The organism is Corynebacterium sp. UMB9976, assembly GCF_030212265.1.
Lineage (GTDB): Bacteria > Actinomycetota > Actinomycetes > Mycobacteriales > Mycobacteriaceae > Corynebacterium.
Window position 1 is genome coordinate 179,055 of sequence record NZ_JASODY010000001.1, and the last position, 13,981, is coordinate 193,035.

The following is a 13,981-nucleotide window of genomic DNA, read 5'->3' on the forward strand; positions in this document are numbered from 1 at the left end:
CGTCCTTTTGCCTACGTGGTCTGCTGCTGTGAATCCTAGGTGTTGTGTGGCCCGCGCGCGATTAACGCTTGTGGCCACTCAACCGCTGCAGGGCCTCACGCAGCACTGCCGAAGGGTCGGCGGTTCCGTTCTGCTCCTCAAGAATCTTCTTCACAGCCGTAGCAGCCTTGGATTCGGTGAAGCCGAGGCCGACGAGCGCCTCCACCACCTGCGACTGCAGTGCTGTGTCGTTGCCGCTCGTGGCAATATCGCCAATGGTTGCCTGGTCGTTGGTGGCTTCCGGAGCCGGAAACTTGCCCTTGAGGTCCACGGCCATGCGTTCGGCTAGTCGCTTACCCACCCCCGGGGCTTGCTGCAGGGTCTTGATATCCCCCTCCTCGACGGCTCGAGCGATGTCCGCGGGCTGCAGCACGCTCATCACCCCCATGGCGAGGCGCGCGCCCACGCCAGAGACCTTCTGCAGGATTCCGAAAGTCTCGCGCTGTTCGGGGGTCGAAAAAGCATAGAGCGTATGCGCGTCGTCCCGGACCACGAGGCTGGTGAGGACGAAGGCCTGCTCGCCGCGATGCAACGTAGCGAGGGTATCGCCGGTGGCGAGGCAGCGGTATCCCACCCCGGCGCATTCGATCACTACATAATCCAGGCCCTTATCGATCACGTCGCCGCGCAGCGAGGAAATCATGTCGAACTCATCATCCTTCTGTTGTGTTTTCTACCCCAGGCGCCTCAGGGACGCAGGAATTGATTCATCGGTCCCCGCCAGCAGTGGCAGACCGCCAGTGCGAGCGCATCGGCGGCATCCGCGGGCTTGGGGGCCTCTGAGAGCCCCAGAATGCGGGTGATCATCTTGGTCATCTGAGCCTTATCGGCCCGGCCATTGCCGCTGATCGCTTTCTTCACCTCGCTGGGCGTGTAGCTCTCCACGGCCAATCCGTGCTCCGCCGCGGCGAGCATCAGCACCCCGGAGGCATGAGCCGTATTCATGACTGTCGAGACGTTTGAGCGTTCGAAAACCCGCTCGATCGCGACCACGTCCGGGGAGTAATCAGCGATCCACTCACTCACGGCGCGGTATAGCCGCTGGAGTCGCTGCTCCAGCGGGACATGGGACTCGGTGCGAACCACTCCGACAGCGACGGGGAACACTGCGCGGCCGTGGCCGGCTTGCACGACGGAGAGCCCACAGCGGGTCAGACCAGGGTCGATTCCCATGACGCGCTTGCCCACCATCGATTCGGTCCGCCGAAATCCAGTGGGCGACCCCCACCCTCCCGGCGACCGGGAGGCGCGGCCGAGGGCACCCTGATCCGACTCTCCGGGTGCCCCATCCGGCACTGCATTAGACCTCGCACTCATGATAGATACCGAATATAGCACACATGATCGAAATCGACGTCGGCTCGTAGCAACCCGTCATGCGGCCGGGCAGCCAACCCAGCCCCATGGGCGGGTAGGCACGTACCGCCCCGTAGGTAGGCCGATTAGTCCTCGGCGAGTTCGGCCGCAACCTCGTCGGAGACGGACATGTTGGTGTAGATCTCCTGAACATCGTCGACGTCGTCGAGAGCATCGATGAGGTTAGCGACCTTGCGGGCCAACTCCGCGTCCGCAGGAACCTCCAGATTCGAGCGGTACACCTGCTCGACGGAGTCGTACTCGATCTCCGCTTCCTTCAGTGCCTCGCGGACGGCCATGAGGTCCGAAATATCGCAGAGCACCTCGAACTGCTCCCCGTGGTCCTTGACCTCTTCGACCCCGGCGTCGAGGACAGCAAGCAGCAGGTCGTCCTCGGTCAGCTCCCCCTTGTCGAGAAGGGCCTGGCCCTTGCGCTCAAACTGGTAGGACACGGAGCCGGCATCCGCCATGTTGCCGCCGTTCTTCGTCATCGCAGTGCGGACGTCGGTGGCAGCGCGGTTGCGGTTATCGGTCAGGCACTCGATGAGCATCGCAACGCCGCCCGGGCCATAGCCCTCGTACATGATGGTCTCCCAGTCGGAGCCACCAGCTTCTTCGCCGGAGCCACGCTTGCGGGCCCGCTCGATGTTGTCGTTGGGGACGGAGGACTTCTTGGCCTTGGTGATGGCGTCCTGGAGCGTCGGGTTGGCATCCGGGTCGCCGCCACCCATGCGCGCCGCAACCTCAATATTCTTCACCAGGCGAGCGAATTCCTTGCCACGCTTGGCGTCGATTGCTGCCTTCTTACGCTTCGTGGTCTCCCACTTTGAATGGCCTGCCATCGTCCTCTTCCTACTAGCCGAATAATTCCTTCAAACTGCTGAGCAGTTTTTCGCGCCTACCAGCTTACTACGAGCCTCCGGCGGGTTTTCTTTAGAACCACTGGTCCGCGCGTCCCAAGAAGGCCTTAACGCGCTCCTCGTCGTGGGTAATTGTTCGGGAGATGCGTTTCTTGGACGCAAAAACCGCCGTGCTGCTCGGCACGGCGGTTCTGCTGCGGGGTCGAGGCTGCAACCCCGCATGTTAAAGCTGCGGGGTCGAGTGTTACTTCCCTTCGAAGCCCTTAAGCGGGACGGCCGGGCGGTCTCCCACGATCTTTCGGGTCAGCCCCTCCTGGGTCACGACGGCGACCAATTCCCCGGCCTGGTTGAAGATGCGGCCGTGGGTGATCGCGCGCCCCGCGTGCGCCGATGGGCTGACCTGGTCGTAGAGCAGCCATTCATCGGCGCGGAACGGTCGCAGGAACCACATCGCGTGATCGAGTGAGGCCTCCTGGTATTGCTCGCCCCGGTGTGGGACAAGGGCGGAGGACAGCAGCGTCATGTCAGACATATACGCCAACGTGCACACGTGGAAGGTCTCGTCGTCCGGGAGTTTGGCCTTCGACTTGAACCAGACGACCTGCTGGGAGGCCGCATACTTATTCGGCTCGAAGTCCCCTTCCGGCACGACCCGCAGATCCCACTCGCGCCACTCATCGAACAGCGCCTTGCGCACCGGAGGCAGCTCGTCGCGGTTGACCACGACCTCCTCCGGTGGCACCACCCGACGCATCTCATCGGAGTGTTCCGGCCCCTCGTCCGTACGGACGTGGAAGCTGGCCTGCATGATGAAGATCGGCTTGCCGTGCTGAACCGCCTTCACCTGGCGGGAGCAGAATGACCTGCCATCGCGGATGCGCTCCACGATGTACAGCGTTGGTTCTTCAGAACGCCCGGGGGCGACGAAATATCCGTGCAGGGAATGCACCTGGTACTCCGCGCCCACGGTTCGGGTCGCAGCGACCAGGCATTGAGCAGCCACCTGCCCGCCGAACGTTCGGCTCAACGTCGAGGGAATCACGCGTCCCCGGAAGATATCCCCGTCGATCTTCTCAAGGTCGAGAACGTCGAGGATGCGGGGCCGGGCGGCGGACGAGGAGGCAACCATGGGGAATTACCAGCCGCGCTCTGCGAGGCGGTGGGACACCGGCAGCTCGTCGACGTTGATGCCGACCATGGCCTCGCCCAGGCCGCGGGAGACGTCCGCGATGACCTTCGGGTCCTGGTAGTTCTGCGTTGCCTTGACGATGGCTGCGGCGCGTTGAGCAGGGTTGCCGGACTTGAAGATGCCCGAGCCGACGAACACGCCCTCAGCACCGAGGTGCATCATCATCGCCGCGTCGGCCGGGGTGGCGATACCACCGGCGGTGAACAGGGTGACTGGGAGCTTGCCGTTACGCGCAACCTCAACGACGAGCTCGTACGGTGCGGCCAGTTCCTTGGCGGCGACGTAGAGCTCATCCTCGGCCATGTTGCTCAGGCGGTTGATCTCCGCGCGGATGGTGCGCATGTGGGTCACCGCGTTGGACACATCGCCGGTGCCGGCCTCGCCCTTGGAGCGGATCATGGCTGCACCTTCGTTGATGCGGCGCAGGGCCTCGCCCAGGTTGGTGGCGCCACAGACGAATGGGGTTTCGAAGTCGAACTTGTCGATGTGGTTCTTGTAGTCGGCCGGGCTCAGCACCTCGGACTCGTCGATGAAGTCCACGCCGAGTGCTTCGAGAACCTCTGCCTCGACGAAGTGGCCGATGCGGGCCTTGGCCATGACCGGGATCTCGACGGCGTCGATGATGCCAGCAATCATGTCCGGGTCGGACATGCGGGACACGCCGCCCTGTGCGCGGATGTCAGCCGGAACGCGCTCCAGTGCCATAACGGCGGAGGCTCCTGCGTCCTCGGCGATCTTGGCCTGTTCCGGGGTGACGACGTCCATGATGACGCCGCCCTTCAGCTGGTCGGCAAAACCGCGCTTGACGCGCGCGGAACCGGTGGTGATGGACGCGTCCGCCGCAGCGGTCTTGGATGCCTTGCTCACGTAGTTATTCCCGTCTCTTCGTGGCTGGGCGTGCTCGCGCTTACTCGCCTCAGCCCTCGGGTTGACCTTGCGGTGCCCCTCGGGAGTGCGGCTTTAAGGACGCCAACACGTTCCAGCTCGTTGGTGTTTTAGGCCACTAGTCTAACCTGTCTAGTTCTAACCCGTCTAACAGGGTTAGGTTCACGCCACGTGATCGGTCGTCGCGGCCTCATAATACTCGGGCAGCGGAGCGAAACCGGCCAATTTGAGGGCTCGAACGCTTGCCCGAGAGCGCAGCTGGCGGGTGTCCCACACGGCGTCGTTATAGAAGCGAGATGCCAGGTCAACGCGCGTGGAGGCGGCAATGAACGCCGGGTGCTCGATAACGGTGGCATCCAGTGCCATTAGCAAGCTGTTTTCCGCCTCCGAGTGCGCCCCCATGTCGGTCGCCTGCAGGGGCACCCGGGACACCCGATCCGCCTGCTTCTTCAAATCTGGCCGCAGCGTGGCTATCAACATCGCGCGGGTGTGCAGCGCACCCTCCAGAGTGAGTCGGGCGCTATCGGTGCGGATGTGCAGACGGTTGAGCCGGGCGGCGGTGAAGTAGGCCCACAGGCCGATCACCAGCAGAACAGCCAATACGGCGGCGAGTATGACGAGCCAGGTCGGGATCGCGATCACGAGCAGGTCACCTTCCGTCCCTTAAGCGTGGCAGTCTGGTACACCTGCTCCACGCGGCTGGCCACCGTGTTCCAGTCGTACATCCGGCTCCGGTCCTGCCCGCGGGCAGCCAGTTCGCGGATCTCCGCGGGCTCTGACAGCAGGCGGTTGATCTTTAGCGCGAGGTTGGCTGCGTCGTGGTTGGCGAATAGGCACGCGGCGCGTCCTTGATCGCCGACCGCCTTGAAGGCCGGGATATCGCTGGCGACGACGGCCGCACCTGCAGCCATCGCCTCCACGAGAACGATGCCGAAGCTCTCGCCTCCGGTGTTGGGGGCGACGTAGATGTCGCTGGTGGCCAGGGCGCGGGCTTTCTCCTCATCACTGACCTTGCCCAACACCCGCACCGTTGCCTCACTAGGCTGCCTGCCGTGAACCCAACTCAACCCCATCCCATCCAGGCGCTTGCCGAGCGCCTCGACCGAACCCGCGCCCACGACCAAAAGTTCGACGTTCGGGTGTTGGCGCAGGATCGATGGCATCGCCCCAAGCATCACCTGGAGGCCCTTGCGCGGCTCGTCGAAGCGACCGAGAAACATTATCCGAGGCCGGTCAGGATCCAGCTCGGGCAGCACCTCCGCTTCCCGATAGGCAGCAGTGTCCACCCCGTTGGGGATCAGCACCGGGTCGCCGGCGAGCATCTCCACCTGCCAGCGCCGGGCCTCCTCGGAGACAGCAATGCCGGCGTGGATCTTCTCCAGAAACGGCCGCAAGACCGGCAACGCAAGCTTAAGGATCTTCGAACCACTGGCCGAGGCGTGATAGGTCGCCACCATGGGGCCTTCGGCGACCGCGAGGGTCAGCATGGAATAGGACGGGGAGTTCGGCTCATGGATGTGCACCACGTCGAAATCATGTCGCGCGATCCAGCGGCGCAGGTGGCGGCGCGCACGGGGACCGAAGCTCAGCCGGGCCACGGAACCGTTGTAGCGGATCGGGATGCTGGGGCCACCGCATTCCAGGAACTCCGGCAGCCCCTCGCGCTGCTCCCCCGGGCCGATCAGGCTCACGCGGTGGCCGCGGCGCTGAAGCTCGGCGCAGAGTTCAATCGCGTGGATCTGCACCCCGCCGGGTTCGTCGAAGGAGTATGGACACACCATGCCGATGTTAAGGGGACGCTCCCCAATCGCTGCGATTTGATCCTGGGTCACGGGGCCTCCCCTGCTGCGAGCCGAGCACGGCGAGCCTCACTGAGGTCGTCGTAGAACAGCGGCTGCAGCATGTGCCAGTCGGCGGGGTGGGCAGCGATGTTTTGCGCGAAGCCATCCGCAATGTCCTGCGCTACTTCTGCGAGCGGGCGGTCGGCATCGATCCTTGGCCCCACGGAAAAGCCCCACTGATCCGGTGCCTCGCCGAAGAAGCTGTGCGCTACGTGCAGGGCTGCCCCGGTTTTCTGGGCGAGGATGGCGGGACCCGCGGGCATGGAGGTCCGTTCGCCGAAGAAATCCACGGGAATTCCACGGCCGGTAAGATCCCGCTCCCCCATCAGGCACACGACCCCGCCCGCGCGCAGGACCTCCTCGAGCCGAGCCATCGGCGGTTGCTGGCCACCCGTCAGCGGTAGGACTTCGAAGCCCAGCTGGTTGCGGTAGTGGACGAAAGCTTCGAATAGCGATTCGGGTTTCAGCCTTTCCGCGACGGTCGCGAAACCGCCGTGGGTGTGAACCAGCCACACCCCGGCCATGTCCCAGTTCCCGGAATGTGGCAGCGTCAGGATGACCCCTCGGCCCTCCGCGACGGCCTCCGCCACGCGCTGCTTGCTGACTGGGGAGTCGAAGCCCTGGTCGAGTGTGGTGGCCAGGTCGTCACCGACCATGCTGGGCAACCGAAAGGCTTCCTTCCAATAACGCAGGTAGGAGCGCATCGCGCGACGCACGAGGTCACGGGTGACGTTTTCCGGACCGACGACGCGGGACAGGTTGCGGCGCAGCTGCTCGGGTCCCTTCCCCCGCCCCGAGGCAGCGTCAGCGATCAGATCGAAAAGCACGGCAGCGACGGGTTCCGGCAGGCGCTTAGTCGCCGCCCAACCCAGTTGATATGCCAGCGCGGAGAGATCCTCGCCGCTGGGCAGGGATAGTTTTTTGGTCACGGGCTAAAACTCCCGTGCTCCCGCGGGCGCCGCGATGTGTTCGGTGGACGCCTCCGAGCGGGAGGCCATCACGAGGCGCTGGATCACCGTAAATACGGAGCCCAGACCCAGCAGCCACAGGCCAACCCAGAGGACATATGGCACGCCCAGGCCGGACAGCCCCAGGGCGACCAGCGAGATGATGAGCCGTTCCGGGCGCTCAATGAGTCCGCCGTCAACGGGCAGATCGCTGGCCTCCGCTCGCGCCTTCACATAGCTCGTCACCTGACCAGCGACGAGAATCGTGAGGGTCAGAGCAAGCAGCACGGGGTGGGACTCGGCGTCCATCGCGAACCAAAAGGCTAGGGCTCCGAAAATCGCGCCGTCCGTGACCCGGTCGCAGGTGGCATCCAGAGTGGCGCCGAATTTCGTGCCGCCACCCGACATTCGAGCCATGGTGCCGTCCACCATGTCCAGCGCGGTCGTGAGTCCGATCAGCACGGCCGCGGCAAAGTGGTGGCCGGTGGGGATCAGCCACAGGGCGAGCACCACCGCGGCGACGGTCCCACCGAGCGTGACCGAATTCGGGCTCACGTGCGCTTTCTGAAGGGTGCGGGCGATGGGTTCGATGATGACGGAGGCAGGCCGACGGGCGTGTTCGCTCAGCATTGAGCCTTCCTTTCAGTCATCACGATTGTCCTTAGTACGGGTCCCCTACGCCCGGTATTATCCACTATTTTTGATCCTCAAGTTCGCGCCACGCCCGAGAGAGCAGGGCCCTGGTATCGCGAAGTGTCTGCGGTAGCACTTTAGCGCCGGCGATCACCGTCATGAAACTCGTATCCCCGGTCCAGCGGGGAACGATGTGTTGGTGCAGGTGCGTGGGCACCGATCCACCGGACGGGCGGCCGAGGTTCATGCCGACGTTGATGGCGTCCGGGCCCGACACATAGCGCAGGGTCTTGATCGCGTGCTGGGTGAAGGTCGCCAGCTCAGTGAGCTCCGGCATTGTCAGTTCCTCGTAGTTGGCGACCTGGCGGTATGGGATCACCATCATGTGCCCGGGGTTATAGGGAAAGAGGTTGAGGACGCAGAAGACCTCCTTCCCGCGAGCGACGATGAGCGCCTCCTCGTCGGGAAGGTTGGGCAGGTCGAGGAACGGGTCCTCGGGCTTCTCCTCGCCGCCCTCTGGGCCTTGTGCTCCCTCCTGGGCGGGCTTTTTCGGCCGATCGGCGAGATAGGCGGAGCGGTAGGGAGCCCAGAGCCGATCCAGGCCACCGGCGAGATCAGGCTGCGAGCCCACCCCGGTGTCCACGACCCGGCCATTGGCCTCAGACGCAGCCTGGGCGGATAGCTCAGTCCCCGCGGGTTCCGCGGCTCCTCGTTCCGAGGAACACCGGCCCGCAGGATCCTGGCTCGGATCGCAACTCACTATCCTCACACCCCTACCTTTATTCTTTGCCACCGGGCGATGCTTAGCCCAGCTCCGACGCGATGAGCTCCTTCGTCGGCTGCTCATTGCGACGCTGGCCGATCCACTCCTTGATCGCCTTCGCTGCCTCCTCGCGCGGTACGCCGTTGACCTGCGTACCGTCGTGGAACCGGAAGCTGACCGCACCATTCTCGACGTCCCGGCCACCGACGAGCAGCATGAACGGGATCTTGCCCTTGGTGTGGGTGCGGATCTTCTTCTGCATGCGGTCATCGGAGGTGTCCACCTCGGCGCGGATGCCGTCCTTACGCAGATCGGCGACGAACGCCTCCAGGTAGTCGGTGAAGTCCTCGGCCACTGGGATGCCCATGACCTGGTGCGGCGCCAGCCAGGCGGGGAACGCGCCTGCGTAGTGCTCCAGGAGCACGCCGAAGAAACGCTCGATAGAGCCGAAGAGCGCGCGGTGAATCATGATCGGGCGCTTCTTGGTGCCGTCCGGTGCAGTGTACTCCAGGTCGAAGCGCTCCGGCAGGTTGAAGTCCAGCTGCACGGTGGACATCTGCCAGGTACGACCGATGGCGTCGCGAGCCTGGACGGAGATCTTCGGCCCGTAGAAGGCGGCACCAGCTGGGTCCGGAACGAGATCCAGGCCGGACTTCTCGGCAACCCGCTGCAGGATCTCGGTGGAACGTTCCCAGATCTCGTCGGTGCCGACGAACTTCTTCGGGTCCTTCGTCGACAGCTCCAGGTAGAAGTCGTCGAGACCGTAGTCGCGCAGCAGGGAGATGATGAACTCCAGCACCGTCGTCAGCTCGTCCTCGAGCTGGTCCTCGGTGCAGTAGATGTGCGCGTCATCCTGGGTGAAGCCGCGGGCGCGGGTCAGGCCGTGCACCACGCCGGACTTCTCGTAGCGGTATACGGTACCGAATTCGAAGAGTCGCAACGGCAGCTCACGGTAGCTACGGCCGCGGGAGGCGAAGATGAGGTTGTGCATCGGGCAGTTCATCGGCTTGGCGTAGTAGTCCTGCCCCGGCTTGGTGACGTTGCCGTCCTCGTCGGTCTCGCCATCAAGCTGCATCGGGGGGAACATGCCCTCGGCGTAGAAGTCCAGGTGACCGGACTTCTGGAACAGGTCGCCCTTCGTGATGTGCGGGGTGTTGACGAAGGAGTAGCCGCTGGCCAGGTGTCGCTTGCGGGAGTGCTCCTCCATCTCCAGGCGCACGATGCCGCCGTTCGGGTGGAACACCGGGAAGCCGGAGCCCACCTCGTCGGGGAAGCTGAACAGGTCCAGCTCCGCACCCAGGCGACGGTGGTCGCGCTTCTCAGCCTCCTCCAGCATGTGCTGGTATTCGGCGAGCTTCTCCTTGGACTCCCAGGCGGTGCCGTAGATGCGCTGCAGGCCCGCGTTGTCCTGGTCGCCGCGCCAATACGCCGCCGAGGAGCGGGTAATCGCGAAGGCCGGGATGTAGCGCGTGGTCGGCACGTGCGGGCCGCGGCACAGGTCGTACCACTCGACCTCGCCGGTGCGCGGGTTGACGTTGGAGTAAGCGGTCAGCTCACCTGCGCCGACCTCCATGGCCTCCTCGGAGTCCGGATCGACGTTGCCCTTGTCCTCGATGAGCTCGAGCTTGTACGGCTCGGCAGCGTACTCGGTGCGAGCCTCATCGTTGGAGCCATAGGCCTTGCTCTCGAAGCGCTGGCCGGACTTGATGATCTTCTTCATCTCCCGTTCGATATTCTTCAGATCCTCGGGCGTGAAAGGCTCCGCGACGTCAAAGTCGTAGTAGAAACCGCCATCGATGGCCGGTCCGATGCCGAGCTTGGTACCCGGGAAAACGCGCTGCACGGCCTGGGCGAGAACGTGCGCCGTGGAGTGGCGGATCACGCCGCGCCCCTCTTCCGTATCGGACGCGATCGCGGTGACCTCGGTGTCCACGTCCGGAGTCCAGGCAAGGTCGCGGAGGTTACCCTCCGGGTCCTTCACGACGACGATGGCCTCGGGCCCCTTGTTCGGCAGCTCCAGCGGGCGCATGGCCGCACCGGCTGTCTCGCCAGCCGGAACGAGGAACTTAACGGCAGGCTGGGCGGAAACGGGAGAGTTCAAGAAAATGCTCCTTCAAGCAACGACGTGGGCGGTCACATACCGGGTGACAGCCACTAACGACCTTTCAGTTTACCCCTCGAGGATCTGCTGACCCCAGTAGGAGCCCGGTTCGGTGCCAGGCAGCACCCAGTAGACCCCAGAACCAGTGTGGGTGATCCACTGATTAAGTCGGTCGTTCTCCGCGAGACGGTGCTGCAGCGGGGTGAAGGAGGTGTCCGGATCCTCCTGGAAACAGATGAAAATCAGGCCGGAATCGCCGTGCTCGTTGACCTCGCCGTCCCAGTTGAACGGGCGCCGCAGCATATGCTTGCCCTCCCCTGCCGTAATGCCCACGTGGCTCTTGGGATCGATGACGGGTAGTCCGGTCTTGTCCACCGCGTTGAGATCCGGGTCATCGAACTCGTCCTCTCCGGTCAGGGGTGCACCGCTGACCGCCTTGCGGCCAAAGACGTTCTCTCGGCTCTCGCGGTCGAGGGCCTCCCAACCAGGCATGTCGAAGGTCACCCGACGCACGATCATCGAGGTGCCGTTACGGTCGTCCCAAACCGCGTTATCGAATTCCTCGTCGGTACGCGGGACGACGGTGCCGTCCTTGAAGCCCATGAGGTTGCGTGCGGTCTGCCCCTCCCGGATGTCGACGAAGCCGCGCTGGGTCCAGCGTGGCTTGACGTAGTCCCGCCCGCCGCGGGTCAGGACTCGCATCGCGTGGGACAGGGTGGTCAGATCCTCGCCACACATTTGGACGACGACGTCCCCATCGCTAAACGCTGGGTCCAGATCGTCGCCCTTGAACTTCGGCAGTCCCTTGGTGTGGGAGGAAACCCACTTCGGAACCTCATCGAGCGAGCCGATCTTCTCGATGAGGGCAGGCGACCAGCCGACGGTGATGGTCAGGTTGCCGGGCTGCAGGTTGAGCTCGGGCTCGAGGTCAGCCAACGCAGCGTTGCCCTGAGTGAGTTTCCGAGCGTCCGGGGTCCACACGCGCATGAGCCGACGGAGATCCTTGCGGAGGGCCTCGCGGCTGTTCGTGTTGTGGAAGTCGAAGGCCACGACAAGCCCGTGACTCTGGTGCGGCGTTTGAATGCCGGCCTGGCGAGCGCCATCGAAGGGGACGGTCAACTTTTCCTCGATGTCCCCGGAGGAGTTGGGCATGTCTCCCCCGCGTCCCTCGCCTTCCGCGCAGCTGGCGAGCACGGCGGCCGCACCCGCTGCGCCGACACCGGCGAATAGCCCACGCCGGCTGACGTTAAAAAATCCCGAAGACTCCCCAGTACTCATCTCGCTCAAAAACCTTCTTCTGTCCTTGCTAAGTCTCTTGATTCGCGGCCAAATGGCGGGAAAGCCTGGGCCCCCGCGTTAGTCACGTGGCCCAGGCTTTTCATTTTCATCACTTGGTGGGAGGCAGCTCTAGTGCTCGCCGTGCTCGGCGTGCTCCCCCTCGCCGTCCATACCCGCACCGTGGCCACCGTGCTCACCATGGCCCTCCATGCCAGCGTGATCACCGTGCTCGCCATGGGCGTCGCCGTAGTGCTCGTGGCTGGACTGCTGCACGCGAGCCGGAATGTCCTTGAGCTCGTATTCCGTGCCGTCCTCTGCCTTGAGGATGACAGTGATGTCGTCACCTGCGGCGATTTCCTCGGAGTAGTCCATGATCATGATGTGGTCGCCACCCGGCTTCAGCTCGAGCTCGCCACCGGCCGGGATACGAAAACCTTCCGGGTTCTCCTGCATGACGCCATCGACAACCTCGTGGAGCTCGTACGTCGCATCCAGGCTGCCGGATGCGGAGACGATGTGGATCTCCTTGTCGGTATTGTTGACCAGCTTGCCGAGGACCGCAGTCATGTTCTTATCGGTGCCCTTAGCACCAACGTATGCCCCTTCGAAAGTCAGCCCCTCGGCAGCGTTCTCGGCGGTCTGCGACTCAGAAGCGGTCTGCTCGCTTGGCTTCTCCTCCGAAGGAGAGCAGGCGGCCAGTCCGAGAGCAGTCACGCCCATCAGCGCGACCGCGGTGGCGCGCAGGGACTTGGGGCGACGCACAGAGTGCCCAACGGTTGTGTTCATGGTGTACCTCACGGAAAAGTCCTTGATTCTCAAGGAAGTGGTTGGTGCGGCGGGCGGGAGGCCGGGGCGGACGAATCGCCCCGGGATTCCACCCCACGCGCATGGGATGTGGACCCAACCAGAAAGGCTTAGTTGAAGGTGCCTGCTGCAGGCTCAGTGCCGGCGTCGTTGGCCGCACCCGGCTCGACGTCAGCGGTCGTTTCCGCAGCCTCGGAAGCCTCCTCAGACGTGGTGGTCTCTTCCGTCTCAGAGGTTGCCGAGTCGGCCTTCTTGTCCGTCTTGTCGCCCAGCTCCGGGGTCTTTGCCCCGACGGTGGCGGTGTCGATGTGCTCGGTGCCGGTAGCCTTCTCGTTCGGCGGGGAGCAGGCAGCCAGCGCGAGCGCGGCGCTCAGCGCGACAACGGCGGACAGTGCAGTGCGGTTCTGCTTCACGGTTTTCAGACTCCTTGGTGTTTCTCGTGGCTCTTCGCCCCTCCTGCGGTGAGGACCGCAGGCAGGCGCCCCAAACTACTTGGAGATATCCCGCCACCGTGCGATGGCGAGAACGAGAGCTCCTGCAATAACAACAATACTGGTTACGCCGAAAATCCAGGTAGGCACGCCCAACCCCTCAGACCCCGTCTCCTCCGACTGCTCGGAAGAGCTGGAATCCGCAGCCTCGACGTCGCCGTACTGGAACTGCAGCGAACCGCGAGTAGCGTGGCCATCCGAAGAAGTGATCTGGTAGCCCACGGTGTATTCACCGGGCTGCCAGTCCACGTCGTCAGACACCTCGATGCTCAAAACTCGGCCATCTGCATCGGGCTCCCCAGTGAAGAGAACGTCGCCATCGCGGGACAGCGCGATGCGATTAAAGCCCTCCTTAGGAACACCCGAGAATGTCAAGGAGATCTCCTTGACTGGCTCTTCGATCTTCGAGCCCTGCTTGGGCGTGGAGTCGACCACGAGGTCGTGCGCTGCCGCCGGACCAACGCCGGCCCCCAGCATCGCAATCCCCGTAACGAGTGCCGCTACGAGGCCCGCAATCCGGGACCGGAGCTTGTGTGCGTCAGCAAACCACAACTGCATCTTCACCTTCCATTGATGTTCGGGTCCGATATAGATAGTCGGACGATCGCTCGATTAAGTTCCCGCGAACTTCACTCCGCCCGAGCATACCCCCGAGCCCGCACCCCCACGTCACGCGCCGCCGCTCCTCACCAAAGGGACTTTCAGTGATTGGCTGAAGGCGCCGGCCACCCAACTAGAACGGGGATGCCCGATACGAATGAAGGGGCCGGTCGTTATCGACCGGCCCCTTCATA

General features: G+C 64.0%; 15 protein-coding genes. All 15 read right to left on the reverse strand.

What is annotated here, in order from left to right; translation table 11 throughout:
- Positions 1-61 precede the first annotated feature (61 nt).
- The gene (gene ruvA / locus QP140_RS00820) at positions 62-682 is read right to left on the reverse strand and encodes a Holliday junction branch migration protein RuvA (RefSeq protein ID WP_284757547.1); all 621 of its coding nucleotides are present in this window, start codon (positions 680-682) and stop codon (positions 62-64) included.
- A gap of 44 nt (positions 683-726) precedes the next feature.
- Positions 727-1,230: a crossover junction endodeoxyribonuclease RuvC gene (gene ruvC, locus QP140_RS00825; protein WP_187441029.1), complete on the reverse strand. Its 504-nt coding sequence runs from the start codon at positions 1,228-1,230 to the stop codon at positions 727-729.
- 251 nt (positions 1,231-1,481) lie between these two features.
- Entirely contained in the window at positions 1,482-2,237 is a 756-nt protein-coding gene (locus QP140_RS00830) for a YebC/PmpR family DNA-binding transcriptional regulator (protein ID WP_284757548.1), read from the reverse strand.
- Between the two features lie 262 nt (positions 2,238-2,499).
- Positions 2,500-3,384: an acyl-CoA thioesterase gene (locus QP140_RS00835; protein ID WP_187441028.1), complete on the reverse strand. Its 885-nt coding sequence runs from the start codon at positions 3,382-3,384 to the stop codon at positions 2,500-2,502.
- 6 nt (positions 3,385-3,390) lie between these two features.
- Entirely contained in the window at positions 3,391-4,311 is a 921-nt protein-coding gene (gene pdxS / locus QP140_RS00840) for a pyridoxal 5'-phosphate synthase lyase subunit PdxS (protein WP_070758973.1), read from the reverse strand.
- A 180-nt stretch (positions 4,312-4,491) separates the two neighbouring features.
- A complete protein-coding gene (locus QP140_RS00845) occupies positions 4,492-4,962 on the reverse strand; it encodes a hypothetical protein (RefSeq protein WP_284757734.1) in 471 nt (156 codons plus the stop codon).
- A 5-nt stretch (positions 4,963-4,967) separates the two neighbouring features.
- A complete protein-coding gene (locus QP140_RS00850; RefSeq protein ID WP_284757551.1) occupies positions 4,968-6,161 on the reverse strand; it encodes a glycosyltransferase family 4 protein in 1,194 nt (397 codons plus the stop codon).
- Positions 6,158-7,099 (reverse strand): phosphatidylinositol mannoside acyltransferase, encoded by a 942-nt coding sequence (locus QP140_RS00855; protein ID WP_284757552.1) that lies wholly within the window; start codon positions 7,097-7,099, stop codon positions 6,158-6,160. The genes QP140_RS00850 and QP140_RS00855 overlap by 4 nt, the downstream gene beginning before the upstream one ends.
- Before the next feature lie 3 nt (positions 7,100-7,102).
- A complete protein-coding gene (gene pgsA, locus QP140_RS00860; RefSeq protein WP_070758976.1) occupies positions 7,103-7,747 on the reverse strand; it encodes a phosphatidylinositol phosphate synthase in 645 nt (214 codons plus the stop codon).
- A gap of 64 nt (positions 7,748-7,811) precedes the next feature.
- Positions 7,812-8,393: an HIT family protein gene (locus QP140_RS00865; RefSeq protein ID WP_284757736.1), complete on the reverse strand. Its 582-nt coding sequence runs from the start codon at positions 8,391-8,393 to the stop codon at positions 7,812-7,814.
- A 160-nt stretch (positions 8,394-8,553) separates the two neighbouring features.
- Positions 8,554-10,542: a threonine--tRNA ligase gene (gene thrS / locus QP140_RS00870; RefSeq protein WP_284757738.1), complete on the reverse strand. Its 1,989-nt coding sequence runs from the start codon at positions 10,540-10,542 to the stop codon at positions 8,554-8,556.
- Between the two features lie 141 nt (positions 10,543-10,683).
- Complete coding sequence (locus QP140_RS00875) at positions 10,684-11,892, reverse strand: Dyp-type peroxidase (protein WP_070758979.1); 1,209 nt, start codon at positions 11,890-11,892, stop codon at positions 10,684-10,686.
- A gap of 129 nt (positions 11,893-12,021) precedes the next feature.
- A complete protein-coding gene (locus QP140_RS00880; protein WP_284757553.1) occupies positions 12,022-12,678 on the reverse strand; it encodes a copper chaperone PCu(A)C in 657 nt (218 codons plus the stop codon).
- A 128-nt stretch (positions 12,679-12,806) separates the two neighbouring features.
- Entirely contained in the window at positions 12,807-13,109 is a 303-nt protein-coding gene (locus QP140_RS00885; protein ID WP_246818082.1) for a hypothetical protein, read from the reverse strand.
- Between the two features lie 75 nt (positions 13,110-13,184).
- Positions 13,185-13,745 carry a copper resistance CopC family protein gene (locus tag QP140_RS00890; protein ID WP_262369135.1) on the reverse strand — a complete coding sequence of 187 codons (561 nt, stop codon included), beginning with the start codon at positions 13,743-13,745 and terminating at the stop codon, positions 13,185-13,187.
- Positions 13,746-13,981: the final 236 nt, after the last annotated feature.